The sequence below is a fragment of the Mesobacillus sp. QJM3NY_10 genome (genome assembly GCF_056173465.1).
Map to the genome: position 1 here is coordinate 84,425 of NZ_CM149675.1, position 18,076 is coordinate 102,500.

The window sequence follows — 18,076 nt, forward strand, 5'->3', positions numbered from 1 at the left end:
GTGTTTATGATATGATATTTTCAGTATTGATCCAGAAAACTATAAATAAGTTGGTGAATAGCTTGATTTTTGTTTTTGACGTCGGGAATACAAATATCGTGTTAGGTGTTTATGATAAAGAAGAGTTGAAACACCATTGGAGAATAGAAACGAACCGTCATAGAACGGAAGATGAATTTGGCATGATCGTCAAAAATCTTTTTGACCATGTTGATCTTTCTTTTTCAGATATTGATGGAATCATTATATCGTCTGTTGTTCCGCCAATTATGTTCTCACTTGAGCGGATGTGCCAGAAGTACTTCCACCACAAGCCGTTGGTTGTCGGCCCTGGCATTAAGACAGGACTGGACATAAAATATGAAAATCCAAGGGAGGTCGGAGCGGACCGTATTGTGAATGCGGTGGCGGCGATTCATGAATATGGAAGCCCGCTGGTCATTGTCGACTTTGGTACAGCTACAACTTACTGTTATATCAATGAGCATAATCAATATATGGGCGGAGCGATTGCACCAGGGATCGGCATCTCCACTGAGGCCCTCTATTCAAGGGCTGCCAAGCTCCCGCGTATTGAAATCAGCAGACCGGATGACGTGGTTGGAAAGAATACAGTTTCAGCCATGCAAGCTGGCATTCTGTATGGATATGTTGGACAAGTAGAGGGAATAGTTAAACGGATGAAAGATAAGAGTAAAGTCCTTCCTAAAGTGATCGCGACAGGCGGCCTGGCAAACCTGATTGCCCAGGAATCGAATATCATTGATGCCGTGGATCCATTTTTAACGTTAAAGGGATTGCAGCTTATTTATAAGCGCAATATCGAAAAACACAATTAAGCTTCCTTAAAGAGAGGATGCATACAATTTCACAGCACGAAGGGAGTAGAAAAATGAGTGATTATTTAGTAAGAGCACTTGCTTTTGATGGACAGGTCAGAGCATATGCAACAAAAACGACAGAAACAGTTGGGGAAGCACAGCGCCGCCATTATACTTGGCCTGTAGCATCTGCCGCACTTGGCCGGACAATGACAGCAGGCGTGATGATGGGTGCGATGCTCAAGGGCGATAATAAATTGACAATCAAGATCGAAGGTGGAGGTCCGCTGGGACTCATTCTAGTGGACAGCAATGCTAAAGGCCAGGTAAGAGGCTATGTATCGAATCCTCATGTCCACTTCGATTTGAACGAGCACGGCAAGCTTGATGTAAGACAAGGCGTCGGTACAGACGGAACGCTTACTGTCGTGAAGGATTTGGGCTTGCGCGACTACTTTACAGGGCAAGTACCGATTGTATCAGGTGAGCTTGGAGAGGACTTCACTTATTACTTCGCAACTTCTGAACAGGTCAATTCTTCGGTTGGTGTCGGTGTACTAGTTAATCCTGACAACTCGATCAAAGCGGCTGGTGGATTCATCATCCAGCTGATGCCTGGGACAACAGAAGAAACCATTACAGCAATCGAACAGCGATTGCAATCCATCCCGCCAGTATCAAAGCTGATTGAAAAAGGGTTATCTCCTGAAGAATTGCTGGAAGAATTGCTTGGAAAAGAGAATGTTAAAGTCCTTGACACGATGCCAGTAAATTTTGAGTGCAATTGCTCTAAGGACCGATTTAGCACTGCGCTGATCAGCCTTGGCACAGAAGAAATCCGGGATATGATTGAGACAGAGGGGCAGGCAGAAGCACACTGCCATTTCTGCAACGAAAAGTACATGTTCACAAAAGAAGAACTGGAAGAGATAGAGAAGGAAGCGAAATAAGCGATATCTGGGGGAAGAGAAGTGGAAAAAAAGCAGCTTTGGTACATTATTGCCGGGTTAGCCATTTTGAACGCGATAACTCTTGTGATGCTGATAGCCAAGCCTGCTATCCTCGAGGGGAACAAGGAAACTGTGGCGGAGATTGGCAAGGAGTCAATCACCCGCCAGGAGTGGCTGACTGAGCTTGAAGAAAGATACGGGCAAGAAACGCTAAGGGACCTGATTGACCAGGCGGTTGTCAAACAAATGGCCGATGAATATAACATCAAAGTGTCTGACGAGGCCGTAGAGCGTGAATTGACAATTTATAAAGCCATGTATTCTTCAGCTGTCAACGAGCCAAAAACCGAAGAAAGTTGGAAGCAGCAAATTAAATACAGTCTGCTGCTTGAAGAACTTTTAACGAAGGATGTTAAAGTATCGGAAGAGGATATGAAGTCCTTTTATGAACAGAATAATAGCCTTTTTGACACTCCTGCATCCTACCATCTGTCGCAAATAGTCGTCGGAACGAACAAGGAAGCTGAGTCAGCGGTGAAAGAGCTGAAAGATGGTTCTAGCTTCACTGCTCTGGCGATGGAGCGTTCGATCGATGAGTTTTCGGCGAATGAAGGAGGAGACATCGGCTTTGTTACGGAAGAAGATGAGCTCGTTTACCCGGAGGTAGTTCATGCAGCGAAATCGCTGAAGTCCGGAGAGTGGACAGGACCTGTAAAAGTGGAAAATGGTTATGCTATTGTTTATCTTCATGAAAAACTTGAAGGGAAAAAATATGCCTACAGCGATGTAAAGAACCAGATTCGCCGGCAGATTGCTCTTGAACAAATGGACATTCCGGTTTCTGCACGGGCATTTTGGAATGATGCGGAAGTAAGTTGGTTTTATGGAGAAAAAGAGAAGAAATAACGAACGAAGCACTGGAGAACTGAACCGGTGCTTTTCTTGTTTAGAGAAATTCAAAATAGGATAGTTTAAAAAGGATGAGGCTCTTTTCGATGATGCTTTTGAATCGGGCAGGATGATTGTGAAAGCAACATTGTACGAAAAGAGGCCTAGGCAAAAGACTGATTTTTGTTGATGTCGAAGCATACTGATTGACATAGACTTAAAGTATTGGTAAATTTTAATAAAACCAATTAAAATAGTCGGATTAAGGGGTGGGTAATTTGGTACGTATTGCAAATTCAATTACAGAGTTGATCGGCCAGACACCAATTGTGAAGCTGAACGGACTTGGTGATGACCAAAGTGCGGATATTTATTTGAAGCTTGAATACATGAACCCGGGCAGCAGCGTCAAGGATCGTATCGCTTTGGCGATGATTGAGGATGCTGAGGCAAATGGGGCCCTGAAACAAGGGGATACAATCATCGAACCAACGAGCGGAAATACGGGAATCGGACTGGCGATGGTAGCAGCAGCCAAAGGCTACAAAGCAATTCTCGTCATGCCGGAGACAATGAGTATGGAGCGCAGAAATCTGCTTCGTGCCTATGGAGCGGACCTTGTATTGACTCCTGGCCCCGAAGGAATGGGCGGCGCGATCCGCAAAGCGGAGGAACTAGCAAAGGAAAATGGTTACTTCATGCCTCAGCAGTTCGAGAATGAATCAAATCCTTCTGTCCACGAAAGAACGACCGGACCGGAAATCGTCGAGCAGATGGGTGAGCAGCTGGATGCCTTCATCGCAGGTATCGGCACAGGCGGAACGATCACAGGAGCAGGAAAAGTCCTTCGTGAAAAATACAAGAATATCAAGATTATAGCTGTTGAGCCAACAGACTCCCCGGTATTATCCGGAGGAAAACCAGGACCTCACAAGATCCAGGGAATCGGTGCAGGATTCGTTCCTGGTGTACTTGATACAAATGTGTATGATGAAATCTTCAAGGTTGAAAATGAACAGGCATTTGACTATGCTCGCCGCGCGGCGAAAGAAGCAGGAATCCTCGGCGGAATTTCTTCAGGCGCAGCCATTTATGCAGCTTTGGAAACAGCGAAGAAGCTTGGCAAAGGCAAAAAGGTGCTTGCAGTGATCCCAAGTAATGGAGAACGCTACCTGAGCACACCACTATATCAATTCGAAGATTAGTTATATGGAGAGGCAGGCTGACGAAGCTTGTCTCTTTTCTTATTCAGAAAAAATCCTGCAAAATCAACAATTTATCGAAAAAACCATTATTTTAAAAATGAAAGCGCGCCCTTCATCATGTATGATGGATTAAGAGAAAAAAATAGGGGTGAAAAGCTTGCCGCACTATAGCATTCAATCAAAAACGATTCCTTATACAGCTTCACGTTTTTTTCATCAATATGATCATATTGCACAACAATATAAAGAGCATGTCATCCTCGAAAGCGGGAGAGGCGGGCGCTACAGTATCGCCGCATTCAATCCCGAGATTGTTTTTTCGGGTAAAAATAATAAACTGATAATCACACAGGGTGGTTCGTCAAGCACGCTCGAGGGCAATCCTCTTGAGTTAATGAAAAATCAAATGGAAAAGTATCAGGTGCCTGAAGTAGAAGGCTTGCCAGATTTCCAGGGCGGCGCGATCGGCTATCTGAGCTATGATTATGCCCGTTATATCGAAAAGCTTCCAGCACTGGCTATGGACGATTCCGGAATCCCGGAGGTCTACTTCCAGCTATTCAAGGAATGGTTTGTTTTTGACCATCAGACAGAGAAGCTATGGCTAATGGCTCTATCGGAAAAAGGACACGAAAAGCAGACGGAGGACAAGCTTTCAGAGTGGAAAGACAGGTGGGACGCTGAAGTCCCGGAAATTTTTGCCGAAGCAAAGCCTGCCCGTGATGATCTGCAAGTATCGATGGATGAAACTGAATTCATCGAGGCAGTTGAAAAGGTGCAGCAATACATTGCGCAGGGGGACGTCTTCCAGGTAAATCTATCTGTCAGGCAGTCCAAGCCGGTAGAGACGGAAGCGATTGAAGTGTACCGGCAGCTGCGCAAGCTGAACCCATCTCCATATATGGGCTACCTGCATACACAAGACTTCCAGCTAGTCAGCGGTTCGCCTGAACTTTTAGCAAAAGTAAAAGGTTCGGAGGTCAGCACAAGGCCGATTGCCGGCACGAGATCGAGGGGCAGGACAGACGAAGAAGATCTGCAGCTTGCCAATGAGCTGATCAACAATGAAAAAGAGCGCGCCGAACACGTCATGCTTGTCGACCTTGAAAGGAACGACCTCGGCAGGGTGTGCAAATACGGTACTGTCGAAGTCAATGAGTTCATGGTCATTGAAAAGTACTCGCATGTCATGCATATCGTTTCCAATGTCCGGGGAGAGCTGGCAGAGGGTGAAACCTGGTTCGATGTAGTCAATGCAACCTTCCCCGGCGGCACGATTACTGGTGCCCCTAAGGTAAGGACAATGGAAATCATCGAAGAACTTGAGCCGGTGAGACGAGGGCCTTATACTGGATCGCTTGGGTGGTTCGGTTTTAACGGCAATATGGAACTGAACATCATTATCCGGACGATGCTGGTCAAGGATGGGATGGCTCATGTTCAGGCCGGAGCAGGTGTCGTCATCGACTCCATCCCTGCCAATGAATACAAAGAATCGTTAAAGAAAGCAATCGCTCTTTGGAAGGCGAAAGAGCTTGCGGAGGGTAAAGCATGATTTTGATGATCGATAATTATGATTCATTCACATATAACCTCGTTCAATATTTGGGTGAAATGGGCGAAGAGCTCAATGTCATCCGCAATGATCAGACTTCCATCAAGGGCATTGAGGAGCTTGACCCGCAGTTCTTGATGATCTCACCTGGGCCGTGCAGCCCGAATGAAGCAGGCATCAGCCTGGAAGCGATCAAGAATTTTTCAGGCAAGACGCCGATTTTCGGTGTTTGTCTCGGCCATCAGTCTATTGCCCAGATATTTGGCGGTGACGTGGTCCGTGCGGAGCGGCTCATGCATGGCAAAACTTCTTTGGTCTATCATGATGGCAAGACAATTTTTGAAGGGTTGGAAAATCCATTCCCTGCGGCTCGCTACCATTCGCTCATCGTAAAAAAAGAAACCCTTCCTGACTGCCTGGAGGTGTCAGCATGGACGGAGGAGGGCGAGATCATGGCGATCCGCCATAAAACGCTGCCTGTCGAAGGCGTCCAATTCCACCCGGAGTCCATTTTAACGACGCCAGGAAAGCAGCTACTGCGCAATTTCATTGCACACTACAAAACTGCTAAGGAAGTAAGTTTATAATGTTTGTATACATGAATGGCCAGTTCGTCTCGAAGGATGAAATCACCATTTCCCCTTTTGACCACGGCTTCCTATACGGGTTAGGTGTGTTTGAAACGTTCAGAATCTACAATGGCCATGCGTTTTTGCTTGATGACCATCTGGAGCGGCTGAATGCGAGTCTTCGTATTTTGAACATCGAAGCTGATTTTACACGGGAGGAAAGTGTTAAGATCCTCGAAGGCTTATTAGCTAAAAATAATCTCAAGGATGCCTATATCCGCTTCAATGTTTCGGCTGGGAATGGCGATATAGGTTTGCGTACAGAGAGTTACCAGGAGCCAAATGTGATCGTATTTGCGAAGCCGCTGCTGCCAGCTGGGGAGATGAGTGAGAAAAGGGCTGTTCTCCTGGACTTGAGGCGCAACACACCTGAGGGAGCAGAGCGGCTGAAATCCCACCATTATCTTAATAATGTGCTCGCCAAGCGTGAGGCAGGCCCTGCAATGGATACAGAAGGAATTTTTCTTACAAATGAAAGCTATTTGGCTGAAGGGACTGTTTCGAATATTTTCTGGTACAGGGATGATGTCCTGTATACGCCTGCTGTCGAGACAGGAATTTTGAATGGAATCACCCGCAGGTTCGTCATCGCTCTTGCCCGCAACGCAGGCATCGAGGTTCGTGAAGGCTTTTACAAAAAGGAAGAAGCCGAAGCAGCTGATGAAATGTTCCTGACTAATTCGATTCAGGAAATCGTCCCGGTCACAGATTTCTCAGGAAAAAGCTTTCCCGGGAAATCAGGCGTGTTGGCGAACAGACTGTTTGGCAAATATGCAGCTAACCGGGAAACACTATGGAGCAGAAGGAAACTGGATGGAGGAGCTCATACATGAATACCGTGATAAAAGCCGGTCCTTATACACTGGACTTCACCAATAAAACACTGATTATGGGAATATTGAACGTCACGCCTGATTCTTTTTCAGACGGCGGGAAATACAATCACCTTGATCATGCTGTCTTACATGCTAAACAAATGATCGCTGACGGAGCGGATATTCTTGACGTCGGGGGCGAATCAACAAGACCGGGACATGAACGGATCTCCGATGAAGAGGAGATTGGCAGGGTGGTACCGGCGATTGAAGCCATTTCGAAAGAAGTTCAGGTACCAATCTCCATCGATACATATAAATCAAAGGTTGCCAAAAGCGCCGTCGATGCTGGAGCGGCCATTATCAATGATATCTGGGGAGCGAAGGAGGACCCGGAAATTGCCGATGTCGCTGCAGAAACCGGAGTACCGATTATCCTGATGCACAATCGGAACGACCGCAATTATACAAACTTCATTCGTGACGTGCTCAATGACTTGTATGAAAGCATCACAATCGCTAAAAAAGCAGGGGTAAGCGACGAGCAAATCATCCTTGACCCTGGAATCGGGTTTGCAAAAGACCTTAGGGAAAACCTTGAGATGATGCGTCACCTTGATACGCTTGTGTCTTTAGGATATCCCGTTCTCCTTGGCACATCGAAAAAGTCGATGATTGGCGGCGTGCTCGATCTGCCTGTTACGGAAAGAACAGAAGGTACAGGAGCGACTGTGTGTTACGGAATCCAGAAAGGCTGCCAGATTGTCAGGATCCATGATGTGAAAGAGATGGCACGGATGGCAAAAATGATGGACGCGATGATGGGAAAGGGTGAATACAGTGGATAAAATACATGTGAACCAAATGGAGTTTTACGGCTACCACGGTGTTTTTCCTGAAGAAACAAGGTTAGGCCAGCGTTTTGCGGTAGATTTAACGGTGGAACTGGATCTTTCAAAAGCAGGGAAAAGCGATGATCTTAATGAGTCAATTAACTATGCAGATTTATATATGGTCTGCAAGGATATCGTTGAAGGCCAGCCATTTAAGCTTGTAGAAGCGATTGCTGAAAAAATTGCCGGGACGATCCTTGAACGATTTTCGCTGGTGGAAGCATGCCACGTAAAAGTCATCAAACCTGACCCGCCGATACCTGGCCATTACAAATCAGTCGCAGTTGAAATCACAAGGAGCAGATGACAGTGGAAAACAAAGCATATATTGCACTAGGGTCCAATATGGGTGACCGCTTTGGGTATTTGACACAGGCAATCATCCTCCTTGAAAGCCATGAAAATATCACAGTGGTAAATACTTCTTCCGTCTATGAAACCGACCCGGTAGGCTACACTGACCAGGATCAATTTTTAAACATGGCAATCCAGGTAAAGACGAGCCTTGAACCGGTTGAACTTCTGGATACCTGCCTTGAAATCGAATTGAAGCTTGGGAGAAAAAGGGAAATAAAATGGGGTCCCAGAACGTTAGACCTTGATATTTTGCTATATAATCAAGAAAATGTTGAAACAGAGAAGCTTACAATTCCGCACCCTCGGATGAGCGAACGCGCGTTTGTAATTCTTCCATTGCTTGAAATGGACCCAAATCTCACGCTCCCATTGATGAAGGAGCCACTGAAAAACTGTTTACTAAGTATACCGGATAGAGAAGGAGTACGAATATGGAAGCAGAAAAATGGGGAAGGCGTATTCGCGCTTATCGAAAGCTAAAGGGTTATACGCAGGAAAGCTTCGCAAAAGAGGTAGGCGTTTCGGTCTCCATCCTGGGAGAAATCGAACGCGGCAACAGAATGCCTGGTGAAAGACTGATTATCAGGATCGCAGAAGTCCTCGGTGTCGGATTAGATGAATTAACCCCACAGTAGGTTTGATATATTAATAGGACCATAAGGAGGAATGACATGCTCAAGATTGGCGATATTGAAATGAAAAACCAGGTCGTCCTCGCACCCATGGCCGGCATTTGTAACTCGGCATTCCGACTGACGGTCAAAGAATTCGGCGCTGGACTTGTATGTGCCGAAATGGTCAGCGACAAAGGAATTGTTTCTCAAAACGACAGGACACTCGATATGTTATATATAGATGAACGAGAAAAGCCGTTGAGCCTTCAGATTTTTGGCGGTGAAAGAGAAACACTTGTGCAGGCAGCGCAATACGTAGATAAAAATACGAATGCGGATATCATTGATATTAACATGGGATGCCCGGTGCCGAAGATTACGAAATGTGATGCAGGTGCGAAGTGGCTGCTAGACCCAAACAAGATTTACGAAATGGTATCAGCAGTAGTGGATGCTGTTGAAAAGCCAGTTACGGTTAAAATGCGCATGGGCTGGGATGAGGATCATATTTTCGCCATCGAGAATGCGCAAGCAGTGGAACGTGCCGGCGGTAAAGCAGTTGCTCTCCACGGGCGGACGCGTGTTCAGATGTATGAAGGAATAGCGAACTGGGATATTATCCGTGAAGTTAAGCAGGCTGTAAATATTCCTGTAATCGGCAACGGGGATGTCCAGACTCCTCAGGATGCCAAGAGAATGCTTGATGAAACAGGCGTAGATGGAGTTATGATCGGTCGTGCCGCTCTAGGAAATCCATGGATGATCTACCGTACGGTAAAGTATCTGGAAACAGGCGAATTAATGGGTGAACCAAATGCACGCGAAAAAATCGATGTTAGCATCCTGCACCTTGACCGCCTGATCGCTTTAAAAAACGAACATATTGCCGTACGCGAAATGCGCAAGCATGCAGCATGGTACCTTAAGGGCATCCGCGGAAACGCAACAGTCCGTAACGGAATCAATGAATGCAATACAAGAGACGAGCTTGTCAGTTTGCTGAAAAACTTCGCAGATGAAGTAGAAGCAAAAGAGCAAGAAGTGCACCAGGTTGGATAAAAATTGACATTAACCGTCACTTTTCCTATAATACCTTTATCCTTAAAAGTAACTGCCAGTGATCAAACTGGCAGTTTTTATTCTATTTAGGCATGAAAAAAGAGATTTTTAATGTCTGAATACGTTTGTTTGTGTAAAATAATAAAAGTATCCACCAAACATAATCAGGATTACATAATAAATCTATTATATATATTGGAGTGAAAGCGATATGAGTCATGAAGAATTGAATGACCAGCTCAGAGTCAGAAGAGACAAAATGAGTTCATTGCGTGAAAAAGGCATGGATCCTTTCGGCAAAAGATTCGAACGCACTCATCTTACTGAAGAGCTGATTAGCGAATACGGTGAATTGGAAAAAGAAGATATTGAGGCAAAAAATGTATCGGTGAAAATAGCTGGACGTATCATGACGAAGCGTGGAAAAGGAAAAGCCGGCTTTGCTCATATCCAGGACCTTGCTGGCCAGATCCAGATCTATGTTCGCCAGGATGCAGTCGGCGAAGAGCAATATGAAGTTTTTGATTCAGCTGACCTCGGTGATATCATCGGTGTAGAAGGAACACTCTTCAAAACAAAGGTTGGCGAGCTTTCAATCAAAGCTCAAGACTTTGTGTTCCTGACGAAAGCACTCCGTCCGCTTCCGGAAAAATTTCATGGGCTGAAGGATGTCGAGCAGCGATACCGTCAGCGTTATCTTGATCTGATTACCAGCAATGACAGCAAGACGACTTTCATCAACCGCAGCCGCATCATCCAATCAATGCGTCGCTATTTAGATGGACAAGGATATCTCGAAGTAGAAACGCCATTAATGCACTCAATTGCCGGCGGAGCTTCTGCGCGTCCGTTCATCACGCATCATAATGCTCTTGATATGCAGTTATACATGCGAATCGCGATCGAGCTTCACTTGAAGCGCCTGATTGTCGGCGGCCTTGAAAAAGTATACGAAATCGGCCGTGTATTCCGTAATGAAGGTGTTTCAACAAGACATAACCCAGAATTCACAATGCTTGAACTTTATGAAGCATATGCTGACTGGAGAGACATCATGTCACTTACTGAGAACATGGTTGCGTACATCGCCCAGGATGTTCTTGGAACAACAACTATTCAGTATGGCGAATATGAAATCGATCTTAAGCCGGAGTGGAAGAGAGTCCACATGGTAGATGCGATTCAGGAACATACAGGAGTGGACTTCTGGCCGCAAATGAGCACGGAAGAAGCTCGTGCACTTGCGAAGGAGCATGGAGTGGAAATCACTGAACATATGCAGTATGGCCACATCGTCAATGAATTCTTTGAACAAAAGGTAGAAGAGCACCTGATTCAGCCGACATTCATTTACGGCCATCCGGTTGACATTTCTCCACTCGCGAAAAAGAATGACGAAGACCAGCGCTTCACAGACCGTTTCGAATTGTTCATCGTAGCAAGGGAGCATGCGAACGCATTTACTGAGCTGAATGATCCGATCGACCAAAGAGAGCGTTTTGAAGCACAGCTAAAAGAAAAAGAACAAGGAAATGACGAAGCGCACGAAATGGACGATGATTTCATCGAAGCGTTGGAATATGGAATGCCTCCAACAGGCGGACTTGGAATCGGTATCGACCGATTGGTTATGCTGCTGACGAATTCCCCATCCATCAGGGATGTACTATTATTCCCATTGATGCGTCACCGTTAATAGATAGAAGGAAAGGCAAAACGGCACAGGTCGTTTTGCCTTTTTCTATTATTAATCTGGTCTAGGTTAGAGAGTTTACTTACCTACTCTTGTAAAAAAAACAATAACTTCTACAGGCAGATTGACTACAGTAATATGAATTATCTTTCTTTTAATTCCACGAATAAAAATAGCAAAAAGATATTGCTATTGTAGAATAAAGGTGCTATATTTATATCTGTTGCTACGAGCTACTTAGTTAGCAACAAAGAAAATAAAAAAAACTTATTGACATCGGGTTTTGAACCTGATAATATATAAGAGTTGCTTCTAACGGAGCAGCAGAACAAATTGTTCTTTGAAAACTAAACAAACAAGCGTCAACAAACAATAAATAATCATGGCTTCTATTATAGAAGAACATGAGCCAACGTTTTAACTTTATGAGCTAACTCATAACTCTTTCTTGGAGAGTTTGATCCTGGCTCAGGACGAACGCTGGCGGCGTGCCTAATACATGCAAGTCGAGCGGATCTTCATTAGCTTGCTTTTGAAGATCAGCGGCGGACGGGTGAGTAACACGTGGGCAACCTGCCTGTAAGACTGGGATAACTTCGGGAAACCGGAGCTAATACCGGATAATCCTTTCCCTCACATGAGGGAAAGCTGAAAGACGGTTTCGGCTGTCACTTACAGATGGGCCCGCGGCGCATTAGCTAGTTGGTGAGGTAACGGCTCACCAAGGCAACGATGCGTAGCCGACCTGAGAGGGTGATCGGCCACACTGGGACTGAGACACGGCCCAGACTCCTACGGGAGGCAGCAGTAGGGAATCTTCCGCAATGGACGAAAGTCTGACGGAGCAACGCCGCGTGAACGATGAAGGCCTTCGGGTCGTAAAGTTCTGTTGTCAGGGAAGAACAAGTACCGGAGTAACTGCCGGTACCTTGACGGTACCTGACCAGAAAGCCACGGCTAACTACGTGCCAGCAGCCGCGGTAATACGTAGGTGGCAAGCGTTGTCCGGAATTATTGGGCGTAAAGCGCGCGCAGGCGGTTCCTTAAGTCTGATGTGAAAGCCCCCGGCTCAACCGGGGAGGGTCATTGGAAACTGGGGAACTTGAGTGCAGAAGAGGAGAGCGGAATTCCACGTGTAGCGGTGAAATGCGTAGAGATGTGGAGGAACACCAGTGGCGAAGGCGGCTCTCTGGTCTGTAACTGACGCTGAGGCGCGAAAGCGTGGGGAGCGAACAGGATTAGATACCCTGGTAGTCCACGCCGTAAACGATGAGTGCTAAGTGTTAGAGGGTTTCCGCCCTTTAGTGCTGCAGCAAACGCATTAAGCACTCCGCCTGGGGAGTACGGCCGCAAGGCTGAAACTCAAAGGAATTGACGGGGGCCCGCACAAGCGGTGGAGCATGTGGTTTAATTCGAAGCAACGCGAAGAACCTTACCAGGTCTTGACATCCTCTGACAACCCTAGAGATAGGGCGTTCCCCTTCGGGGGACAGAGTGACAGGTGGTGCATGGTTGTCGTCAGCTCGTGTCGTGAGATGTTGGGTTAAGTCCCGCAACGAGCGCAACCCTTGATCTTAGTTGCCAGCATTCAGTTGGGCACTCTAAGGTGACTGCCGGTGACAAACCGGAGGAAGGTGGGGATGACGTCAAATCATCATGCCCCTTATGACCTGGGCTACACACGTGCTACAATGGATGGAACAAAGGGTCGCGAAGCCGCGAGGTCGAGCCAATCCCATAAATCCATTCTCAGTTCGGATTGCAGGCTGCAACTCGCCTGCATGAAGCCGGAATCGCTAGTAATCGCGGATCAGCATGCCGCGGTGAATACGTTCCCGGGCCTTGTACACACCGCCCGTCACACCACGAGAGTTTGTAACACCCGAAGTCGGTGGGGTAACCTTTATGGAGCCAGCCGCCTAAGGTGGGACAGATGATTGGGGTGAAGTCGTAACAAGGTAGCCGTATCGGAAGGTGCGGCTGGATCACCTCCTTTCTAAGGATATTGCCGTAATGGCAATCGGAACTTAGACCTTATGGTCTATGATGTTGTACGCTTGTTTGTTTAGTTTTGAGGGAGCAATTGCCTCAAAGCTTTTTTTGTTCCTTGAAAACTAGATAATCGTAAGTAAGAAGAACCAAGAAAAAAACCGAGTAATCGCCATTTTAGTTTTTCTCTCTATTTAATAGAGAAATGACCTTTTAGGTTAAGTTAGAAAGGGCGCACGGTGGATGCCTTGGCACTAGGAGCCGATGAAGGACGGGACTAACACCGATATGCTTCGGGGAGCTGTAAGTAAGCTTTGATCCGGAGATTTCCGAATGGGGAAACCCACTGTTCGTAATGGAACAGTATCTTTACCTGAATACATAGGGTATTGAAGGCAGACCCGGGGAACTGAAACATCTAAGTACCCGGAGGAAGAGAAAGCAAACGCGATTCCCTGAGTAGCGGCGAGCGAAACGGGACATAGCCCAAACCAAGAGGCTTGCCTCTTGGGGTTGTAGGACACTCAACATGGAGTTACAAAGGAACGGGGTAGATGAAGTGGTCTGGAAAGGCCCGTCAGAGAAGGTAAAAACCCTGTAGTTGAAACTTCGTTCCCTCCTGAGTGGATCCTGAGTACGGCGGGACACGAGAAATCCCGTCGGAAGCTGGGAGGACCATCTCCCAAGGCTAAATACTCCCTAGTGACCGATAGTGAACCAGTACCGTGAGGGAAAGGTGAAAAGCACCCCGGAAGGGGAGTGAAATAGATCCTGAAACCGTGTGCCTACAAGTAGTCAGAGCCCGTTAATGGGTGATGGCGTGCCTTTTGTAGAATGAACCGGCGAGTTACGATTACATGCAAGGTTAAGTTGAGAAGACGGAGCCACAGCGAAAGCGAGTCTGAATAGGGCGAATGAGTATGTGGTCGTAGACCCGAAACCAGGTGATCTACCCATGTCCAGGGTGAAGGTTGGGTAACACCAACTGGAGGCCCGAACCCACGCACGTTGAAAAGTGCGGGGATGAGGTGTGGGTAGCGGAGAAATTCCAATCGAACTTGGAGATAGCTGGTTCTCTCCGAAATAGCTTTAGGGCTAGCCTCACGTTGTAAGAGTCTTGGAGGTAGAGCACTGTTTGGACTAGGGGCCCTCATCGGGTTACCGAATTCAGACAAACTCCGAATGCCAAAGACTTATCCGTGGGAGTCAGACTGCGAGTGATAAGATCCGTAGTCAAAAGGGAAACAGCCCAGACCACCAGCTAAGGTCCCAAAGTATACGTTAAGTGGAAAAGGATGTGGAGTTGCTTAGACAACCAGGATGTTGGCTTAGAAGCAGCCACCATTTAAAGAGTGCGTAATAGCTCACTGGTCGAGTGACTCTGCGCCGAAAATGTACCGGGGCTAAACGTATCACCGAAGCTGTGGATTGACATCTTAGATGTCAGTGGTAGGAGAGCGTTCTAAGGGCGTTGAAGTCAGACCGTAAGGACTGGTGGAGCGCTTAGAAGTGAGAATGCCGGTATGAGTAGCGAAAGATGGGTGAGAATCCCATCCACCGAATGCCCAAGGTTTCCTGAGGAAGGCTCGTCCTCTCAGGGTTAGTCGGGACCTAAGCCGAGGCCGAAAGGCGTAGGCGATGGACAACAGGTTGATATTCCTGTACCACCTCTTTATCGTTTGAGCAATGGGGGGACGCAGTAGGATAGGGTAAGCGCGCTGTTGGATATGCGCGTCTAAGCAGTTAGGCTGCAAGTGAGGCAAATCCCGCTTGCGTGAAGGCTGAGCTGTGACAGCGAGGGAAATATAGTACCGAAGTTCCTGATTCCACACTGCCAAGAAAAGCCTCTAGCGAGATAAAAGGTGCCCGTACCGCAAACCGACACAGGTAGGCGAGGAGAGAATCCTAAGGTGAGCGAGAGAACTCTCGTTAAGGAACTCGGCAAAATGACCCCGTAACTTCGGGAGAAGGGGTGCTCATTTGGGTGAATAGCCTAGATGAGCCGCAGTGAATAGGCCCAGGCGACTGTTTAGCAAAAACACAGGTCTCTGCGAAGCCGCAAGGCGAAGTATAGGGGCTGACGCCTGCCCGGTGCTGGAAGGTTAAGAGGAGGGGTTAGCTCACGCGAAGCTCTGAATCGAAGCCCCAGTAAACGGCGGCCGTAACTATAACGGTCCTAAGGTAGCGAAATTCCTTGTCGGGTAAGTTCCGACCCGCACGAAAGGCGTAACGATCTGGGCACTGTCTCAACGAGAGACTCGGTGAAATTATAGTACCTGTGAAGATGCAGGTTACCCGCGACAGGACGGAAAGACCCCGTGGAGCTTTACTGTAGCCTGATATTGAATTTTGGTACAGCTTGTACAGGATAGGTAGGAGCCTGAGAAACCGGAGCGCCAGCTTCGGTGGAGGCGTCGGTGGGATACTACCCTGGCTGTATTGAAATTCTAACCCACGCCCCTGATCGGGGCGGGAGACAGTGTCAGGTGGGCAGTTTGACTGGGGCGGTCGCCTCCTAAAGAGTAACGGAGGCGCCCAAAGGTTCCCTCAGAATGGTTGGAAATCATTCGCAGAGTGTAAAGGCACAAGGGAGCTTGACTGCGAGACCTACAAGTCGAGCAGGGACGAAAGTCGGGCTTAGTGATCCGGTGGTTCCGCATGGAAGGGCCATCGCTCAACGGATAAAAGCTACCCCGGGGATAACAGGCTTATCTCCCCCAAGAGTCCACATCGACGGGGAGGTTTGGCACCTCGATGTCGGCTCATCGCATCCTGGGGCTGTAGTCGGTCCCAAGGGTTGGGCTGTTCGCCCATTAAAGCGGTACGCGAGCTGGGTTCAGAACGTCGTGAGACAGTTCGGTCCCTATCCGTCGTGGGCGCAGGAAATTTGAGAGGAGCTGTCCTTAGTACGAGAGGACCGGGATGGACGCACCGCTGGTGTACCAGTTGTCTTGCCAAAGGCATCGCTGGGTAGCTATGTGCGGACGGGATAAGTGCTGAAAGCATCTAAGCATGAAGCCCCCCTCAAGATGAGATTTCCCATAGCGCAAGCTAGTAAGAACCCTGAAAGATGATCAGGTTGATAGGTCAGAGGTGGAAGCGCGGTGACGTGTGGAGCTGACTGATACTAATCGTTCGAGGACTTAACCAAAATAGATTACTCGTTCTTCTTGAATTCTTCTTACACATTATCTAGTTTTGAGGGAATAAAGTTTTTTGCGAAGCAAAATAACTGTCCTTTCCTTAATTAAATAGTCTGGTGGCGATAGCGAGAAGGTCACACCCGTTCCCATACCGAACACGGAAGTTAAGCTTCTCAGCGCCGATGGTAGTTGGGGGTTTCCTCCTGTGAGAGTAGGACGCCGCCGGGCATATATATGGAGGATTAGCTCAGCTGGGAGAGCATCTGCCTTACAAGCAGAGGGTCGGCGGTTCGATCCCGTCATCCTCCACCATATATTTTCTACGAAGAAAACCACAAATGCCGGTGTAGCTCAATTGGTAGAGCACGAACGAATATGCTCCTTTGAAAAACATCAGCGTACTGATCGAGCTGCTGCTTGATTCAGCTTACTGAGATCAGGACGACGAATACTTGTCCAGGGTTCAATATTAATGATTTTTACACACTATGCCGGTGTAGCTCAATTGGTAGAGCAACTGACTTGTAATCAGTAGGTTGGGGGTTCAAGTCCTCTTGCCGGCACCTTTTGTACGAGCCATTAGCTCAGTCGGTAGAGCATCTGACTTTTAATCAGAGGGTCGAAGGTTCGAGTCCTTCATGGCTCACCATGTTTTTTTCACGACAATGAAAAAAACATCCTTAATTTTCGCGCTAGCGAAATCATTCTCATATGCGGGTGTGGCGGAATTGGCAGACGCACCAGACTTAGGATCTGGCGCCGCAAGGCGTGGGGGTTCGACTCCCTTCACCCGCACCAAAGTTTTTTGCGCTAGCAAAATAACTTTCCATAAATGCGGAAGTAGTTCAGTGGTAGAATACAACCTTGCCAAGGTTGGGGTCGCGGGTTCGAATCCCGTCTTCCGCTCCATTTCTTAGCCGGGGTGGCGGAACTGGCAGACGCACAGGACTTAAAATCCTGCGGTAGGTGACTACCGTACCGGTTCGATTCCGGTCCTCGGCACCAAGTTAGCTAAAACTATTAAATATGCGCCCGTAGCTCAATTGGATAGAGCGTCTGACTACGGATCAGAAGGTTATGGGTTCGACTCCTTTCGGGCGCGCCATTATTTTTACTCATATAACGGGGAGTAGCTCAGCTTGGTAGAGCACTTGGTTTGGGACCAAGGGGTCGCAGGTTCGAATCCTGTCTTCCCGACCATCTTAATTTAATCTGGGGCCTTAGCTCAGCTGGGAGAGCGCCTGCCTTGCACGCAGGAGGTCAGCGGTTCGATCCCGCTAGGCTCCACCATAAAAAACATTTGACCATATTATTCATACATGTTAGTATAATAAAGCTGACGTGATGAGTTGGTCGGTGAATTGTTCTTTGAAAACTAAACAAACAAGCGTCAACAAACAATAAATGATCATGACTTCTATTATAGAAGAACATGAGCCAACGTTTTAACTTTATGAGCTAACTC

13 protein-coding genes, 9 tRNA genes and 3 rRNA genes are annotated in these 18,076 nt (G+C 47.3%); all 25 read left to right on the forward strand.

What is annotated here, in order from left to right; all coding sequences use genetic code 11:
* The first annotated feature begins 62 nt into the window (after window positions 1–62).
* The 25 genes from AC0VX7_RS00415 (at window position 63) to AC0VX7_RS00535 (ending at window position 17,901) form a co-directional block, all read left to right on the forward strand.
* Window positions 63–839 carry a type III pantothenate kinase gene (locus tag AC0VX7_RS00415; protein WP_215034726.1) on the forward strand — a complete coding sequence of 259 codons (777 nt, stop codon included), beginning with the start codon at window positions 63–65 and terminating at the stop codon, window positions 837–839.
* A gap of 53 nt (window positions 840–892) precedes the next feature.
* Window positions 893–1,771 carry an Hsp33 family molecular chaperone HslO gene (hslO, locus tag AC0VX7_RS00420; protein ID WP_475426248.1) on the forward strand — a complete coding sequence of 293 codons (879 nt, stop codon included), beginning with the start codon at window positions 893–895 and terminating at the stop codon, window positions 1,769–1,771.
* Window positions 1,772–1,792: 21 nt separating this feature from the next.
* On the forward strand, window positions 1,793–2,677 hold the full coding sequence (locus AC0VX7_RS00425) for a peptidyl-prolyl cis-trans isomerase (protein ID WP_475426249.1): 885 nt from the start codon (window positions 1,793–1,795) through the stop codon (window positions 2,675–2,677).
* A gap of 260 nt (window positions 2,678–2,937) precedes the next feature.
* Window positions 2,938–3,864 carry a cysteine synthase A gene (gene cysK / locus AC0VX7_RS00430; RefSeq protein ID WP_475426250.1) on the forward strand — a complete coding sequence of 309 codons (927 nt, stop codon included), beginning with the start codon at window positions 2,938–2,940 and terminating at the stop codon, window positions 3,862–3,864.
* Between the two features lie 157 nt (window positions 3,865–4,021).
* Window positions 4,022–5,419, forward strand: a complete 1,398-nt coding sequence (locus AC0VX7_RS00435; protein ID WP_475426251.1) for an anthranilate synthase component I family protein — start codon at window positions 4,022–4,024, stop codon at window positions 5,417–5,419.
* Complete coding sequence (pabA, locus tag AC0VX7_RS00440) at window positions 5,416–6,006, forward strand: aminodeoxychorismate/anthranilate synthase component II (RefSeq protein WP_475426252.1); 591 nt, start codon at window positions 5,416–5,418, stop codon at window positions 6,004–6,006. The genes AC0VX7_RS00435 and pabA overlap by 4 nt, the downstream gene beginning before the upstream one ends.
* Window positions 6,006–6,881 (forward strand): aminodeoxychorismate lyase, encoded by an 876-nt coding sequence (gene pabC / locus AC0VX7_RS00445; protein WP_475426253.1) that lies wholly within the window; start codon window positions 6,006–6,008, stop codon window positions 6,879–6,881. The genes pabA and pabC overlap by 1 nt, the downstream gene beginning before the upstream one ends.
* Window positions 6,878–7,711, forward strand: coding sequence for a dihydropteroate synthase (folP, locus tag AC0VX7_RS00450; protein ID WP_475426254.1), 834 nt, complete (start codon window positions 6,878–6,880; stop codon window positions 7,709–7,711). The genes pabC and folP overlap by 4 nt, the downstream gene beginning before the upstream one ends.
* Window positions 7,704–8,063: a dihydroneopterin aldolase gene (gene folB / locus AC0VX7_RS00455; protein WP_023613286.1), complete on the forward strand. Its 360-nt coding sequence runs from the start codon at window positions 7,704–7,706 to the stop codon at window positions 8,061–8,063. Before folP ends, folB begins: the two co-directional genes overlap by 8 nt.
* A gap of 2 nt (window positions 8,064–8,065) precedes the next feature.
* A complete protein-coding gene (gene folK, locus AC0VX7_RS00460; protein ID WP_475426255.1) occupies window positions 8,066–8,593 on the forward strand; it encodes a 2-amino-4-hydroxy-6-hydroxymethyldihydropteridine diphosphokinase in 528 nt (175 codons plus the stop codon).
* The gene (locus AC0VX7_RS00465; protein ID WP_475426256.1) at window positions 8,545–8,748 is read left to right on the forward strand and encodes a helix-turn-helix domain-containing protein; all 204 of its coding nucleotides are present in this window, start codon (window positions 8,545–8,547) and stop codon (window positions 8,746–8,748) included. Before folK ends, AC0VX7_RS00465 begins: the two co-directional genes overlap by 49 nt.
* A 36-nt stretch (window positions 8,749–8,784) precedes the next feature.
* On the forward strand, window positions 8,785–9,786 hold the full coding sequence (gene dusB / locus AC0VX7_RS00470) for a tRNA dihydrouridine synthase DusB (RefSeq protein WP_475426257.1): 1,002 nt from the start codon (window positions 8,785–8,787) through the stop codon (window positions 9,784–9,786).
* 211 nt (window positions 9,787–9,997) lie between these two features.
* Window positions 9,998–11,482, forward strand: a complete 1,485-nt coding sequence (lysS, locus tag AC0VX7_RS00475; RefSeq protein WP_475426258.1) for a lysine--tRNA ligase — start codon at window positions 9,998–10,000, stop codon at window positions 11,480–11,482.
* Between the two features lie 442 nt (window positions 11,483–11,924).
* Window positions 11,925–13,475, forward strand: a 16S ribosomal RNA gene (locus AC0VX7_RS00480).
* A gap of 209 nt (window positions 13,476–13,684) precedes the next feature.
* Window positions 13,685–16,619: ribosomal RNA gene (locus AC0VX7_RS00485) — 23S ribosomal RNA — on the forward strand.
* 104 nt (window positions 16,620–16,723) lie between these two features.
* Window positions 16,724–16,839 (forward strand): 5S ribosomal RNA (gene rrf / locus AC0VX7_RS00490).
* Together the 16S, 23S and 5S rRNA genes with 9 tRNA genes alongside form the textbook arrangement of a ribosomal RNA operon.
* A gap of 8 nt (window positions 16,840–16,847) precedes the next feature.
* Window positions 16,848–16,923 (forward strand) — tRNA-Val (locus AC0VX7_RS00495).
* A 178-nt stretch (window positions 16,924–17,101) separates the two neighbouring features.
* A tRNA-Thr gene (locus AC0VX7_RS00500) sits at window positions 17,102–17,174 on the forward strand.
* Window positions 17,175–17,184: 10 nt separating this feature from the next.
* A tRNA-Lys gene (locus tag AC0VX7_RS00505) sits at window positions 17,185–17,260 on the forward strand.
* A 64-nt stretch (window positions 17,261–17,324) separates the two neighbouring features.
* Window positions 17,325–17,409, forward strand: a tRNA-Leu gene (locus AC0VX7_RS00510).
* A gap of 36 nt (window positions 17,410–17,445) precedes the next feature.
* Window positions 17,446–17,520, forward strand: a tRNA-Gly gene (locus tag AC0VX7_RS00515).
* Window positions 17,521–17,527: 7 nt separating this feature from the next.
* Window positions 17,528–17,616 (forward strand) — tRNA-Leu (locus AC0VX7_RS00520).
* A gap of 23 nt (window positions 17,617–17,639) precedes the next feature.
* A tRNA-Arg gene (locus AC0VX7_RS00525) sits at window positions 17,640–17,716 on the forward strand.
* A gap of 18 nt (window positions 17,717–17,734) precedes the next feature.
* Window positions 17,735–17,811, forward strand: a tRNA-Pro gene (locus AC0VX7_RS00530).
* Between the two features lie 14 nt (window positions 17,812–17,825).
* Window positions 17,826–17,901 (forward strand) — tRNA-Ala (locus tag AC0VX7_RS00535).
* Window positions 17,902–18,076 lie beyond the last annotated feature (175 nt).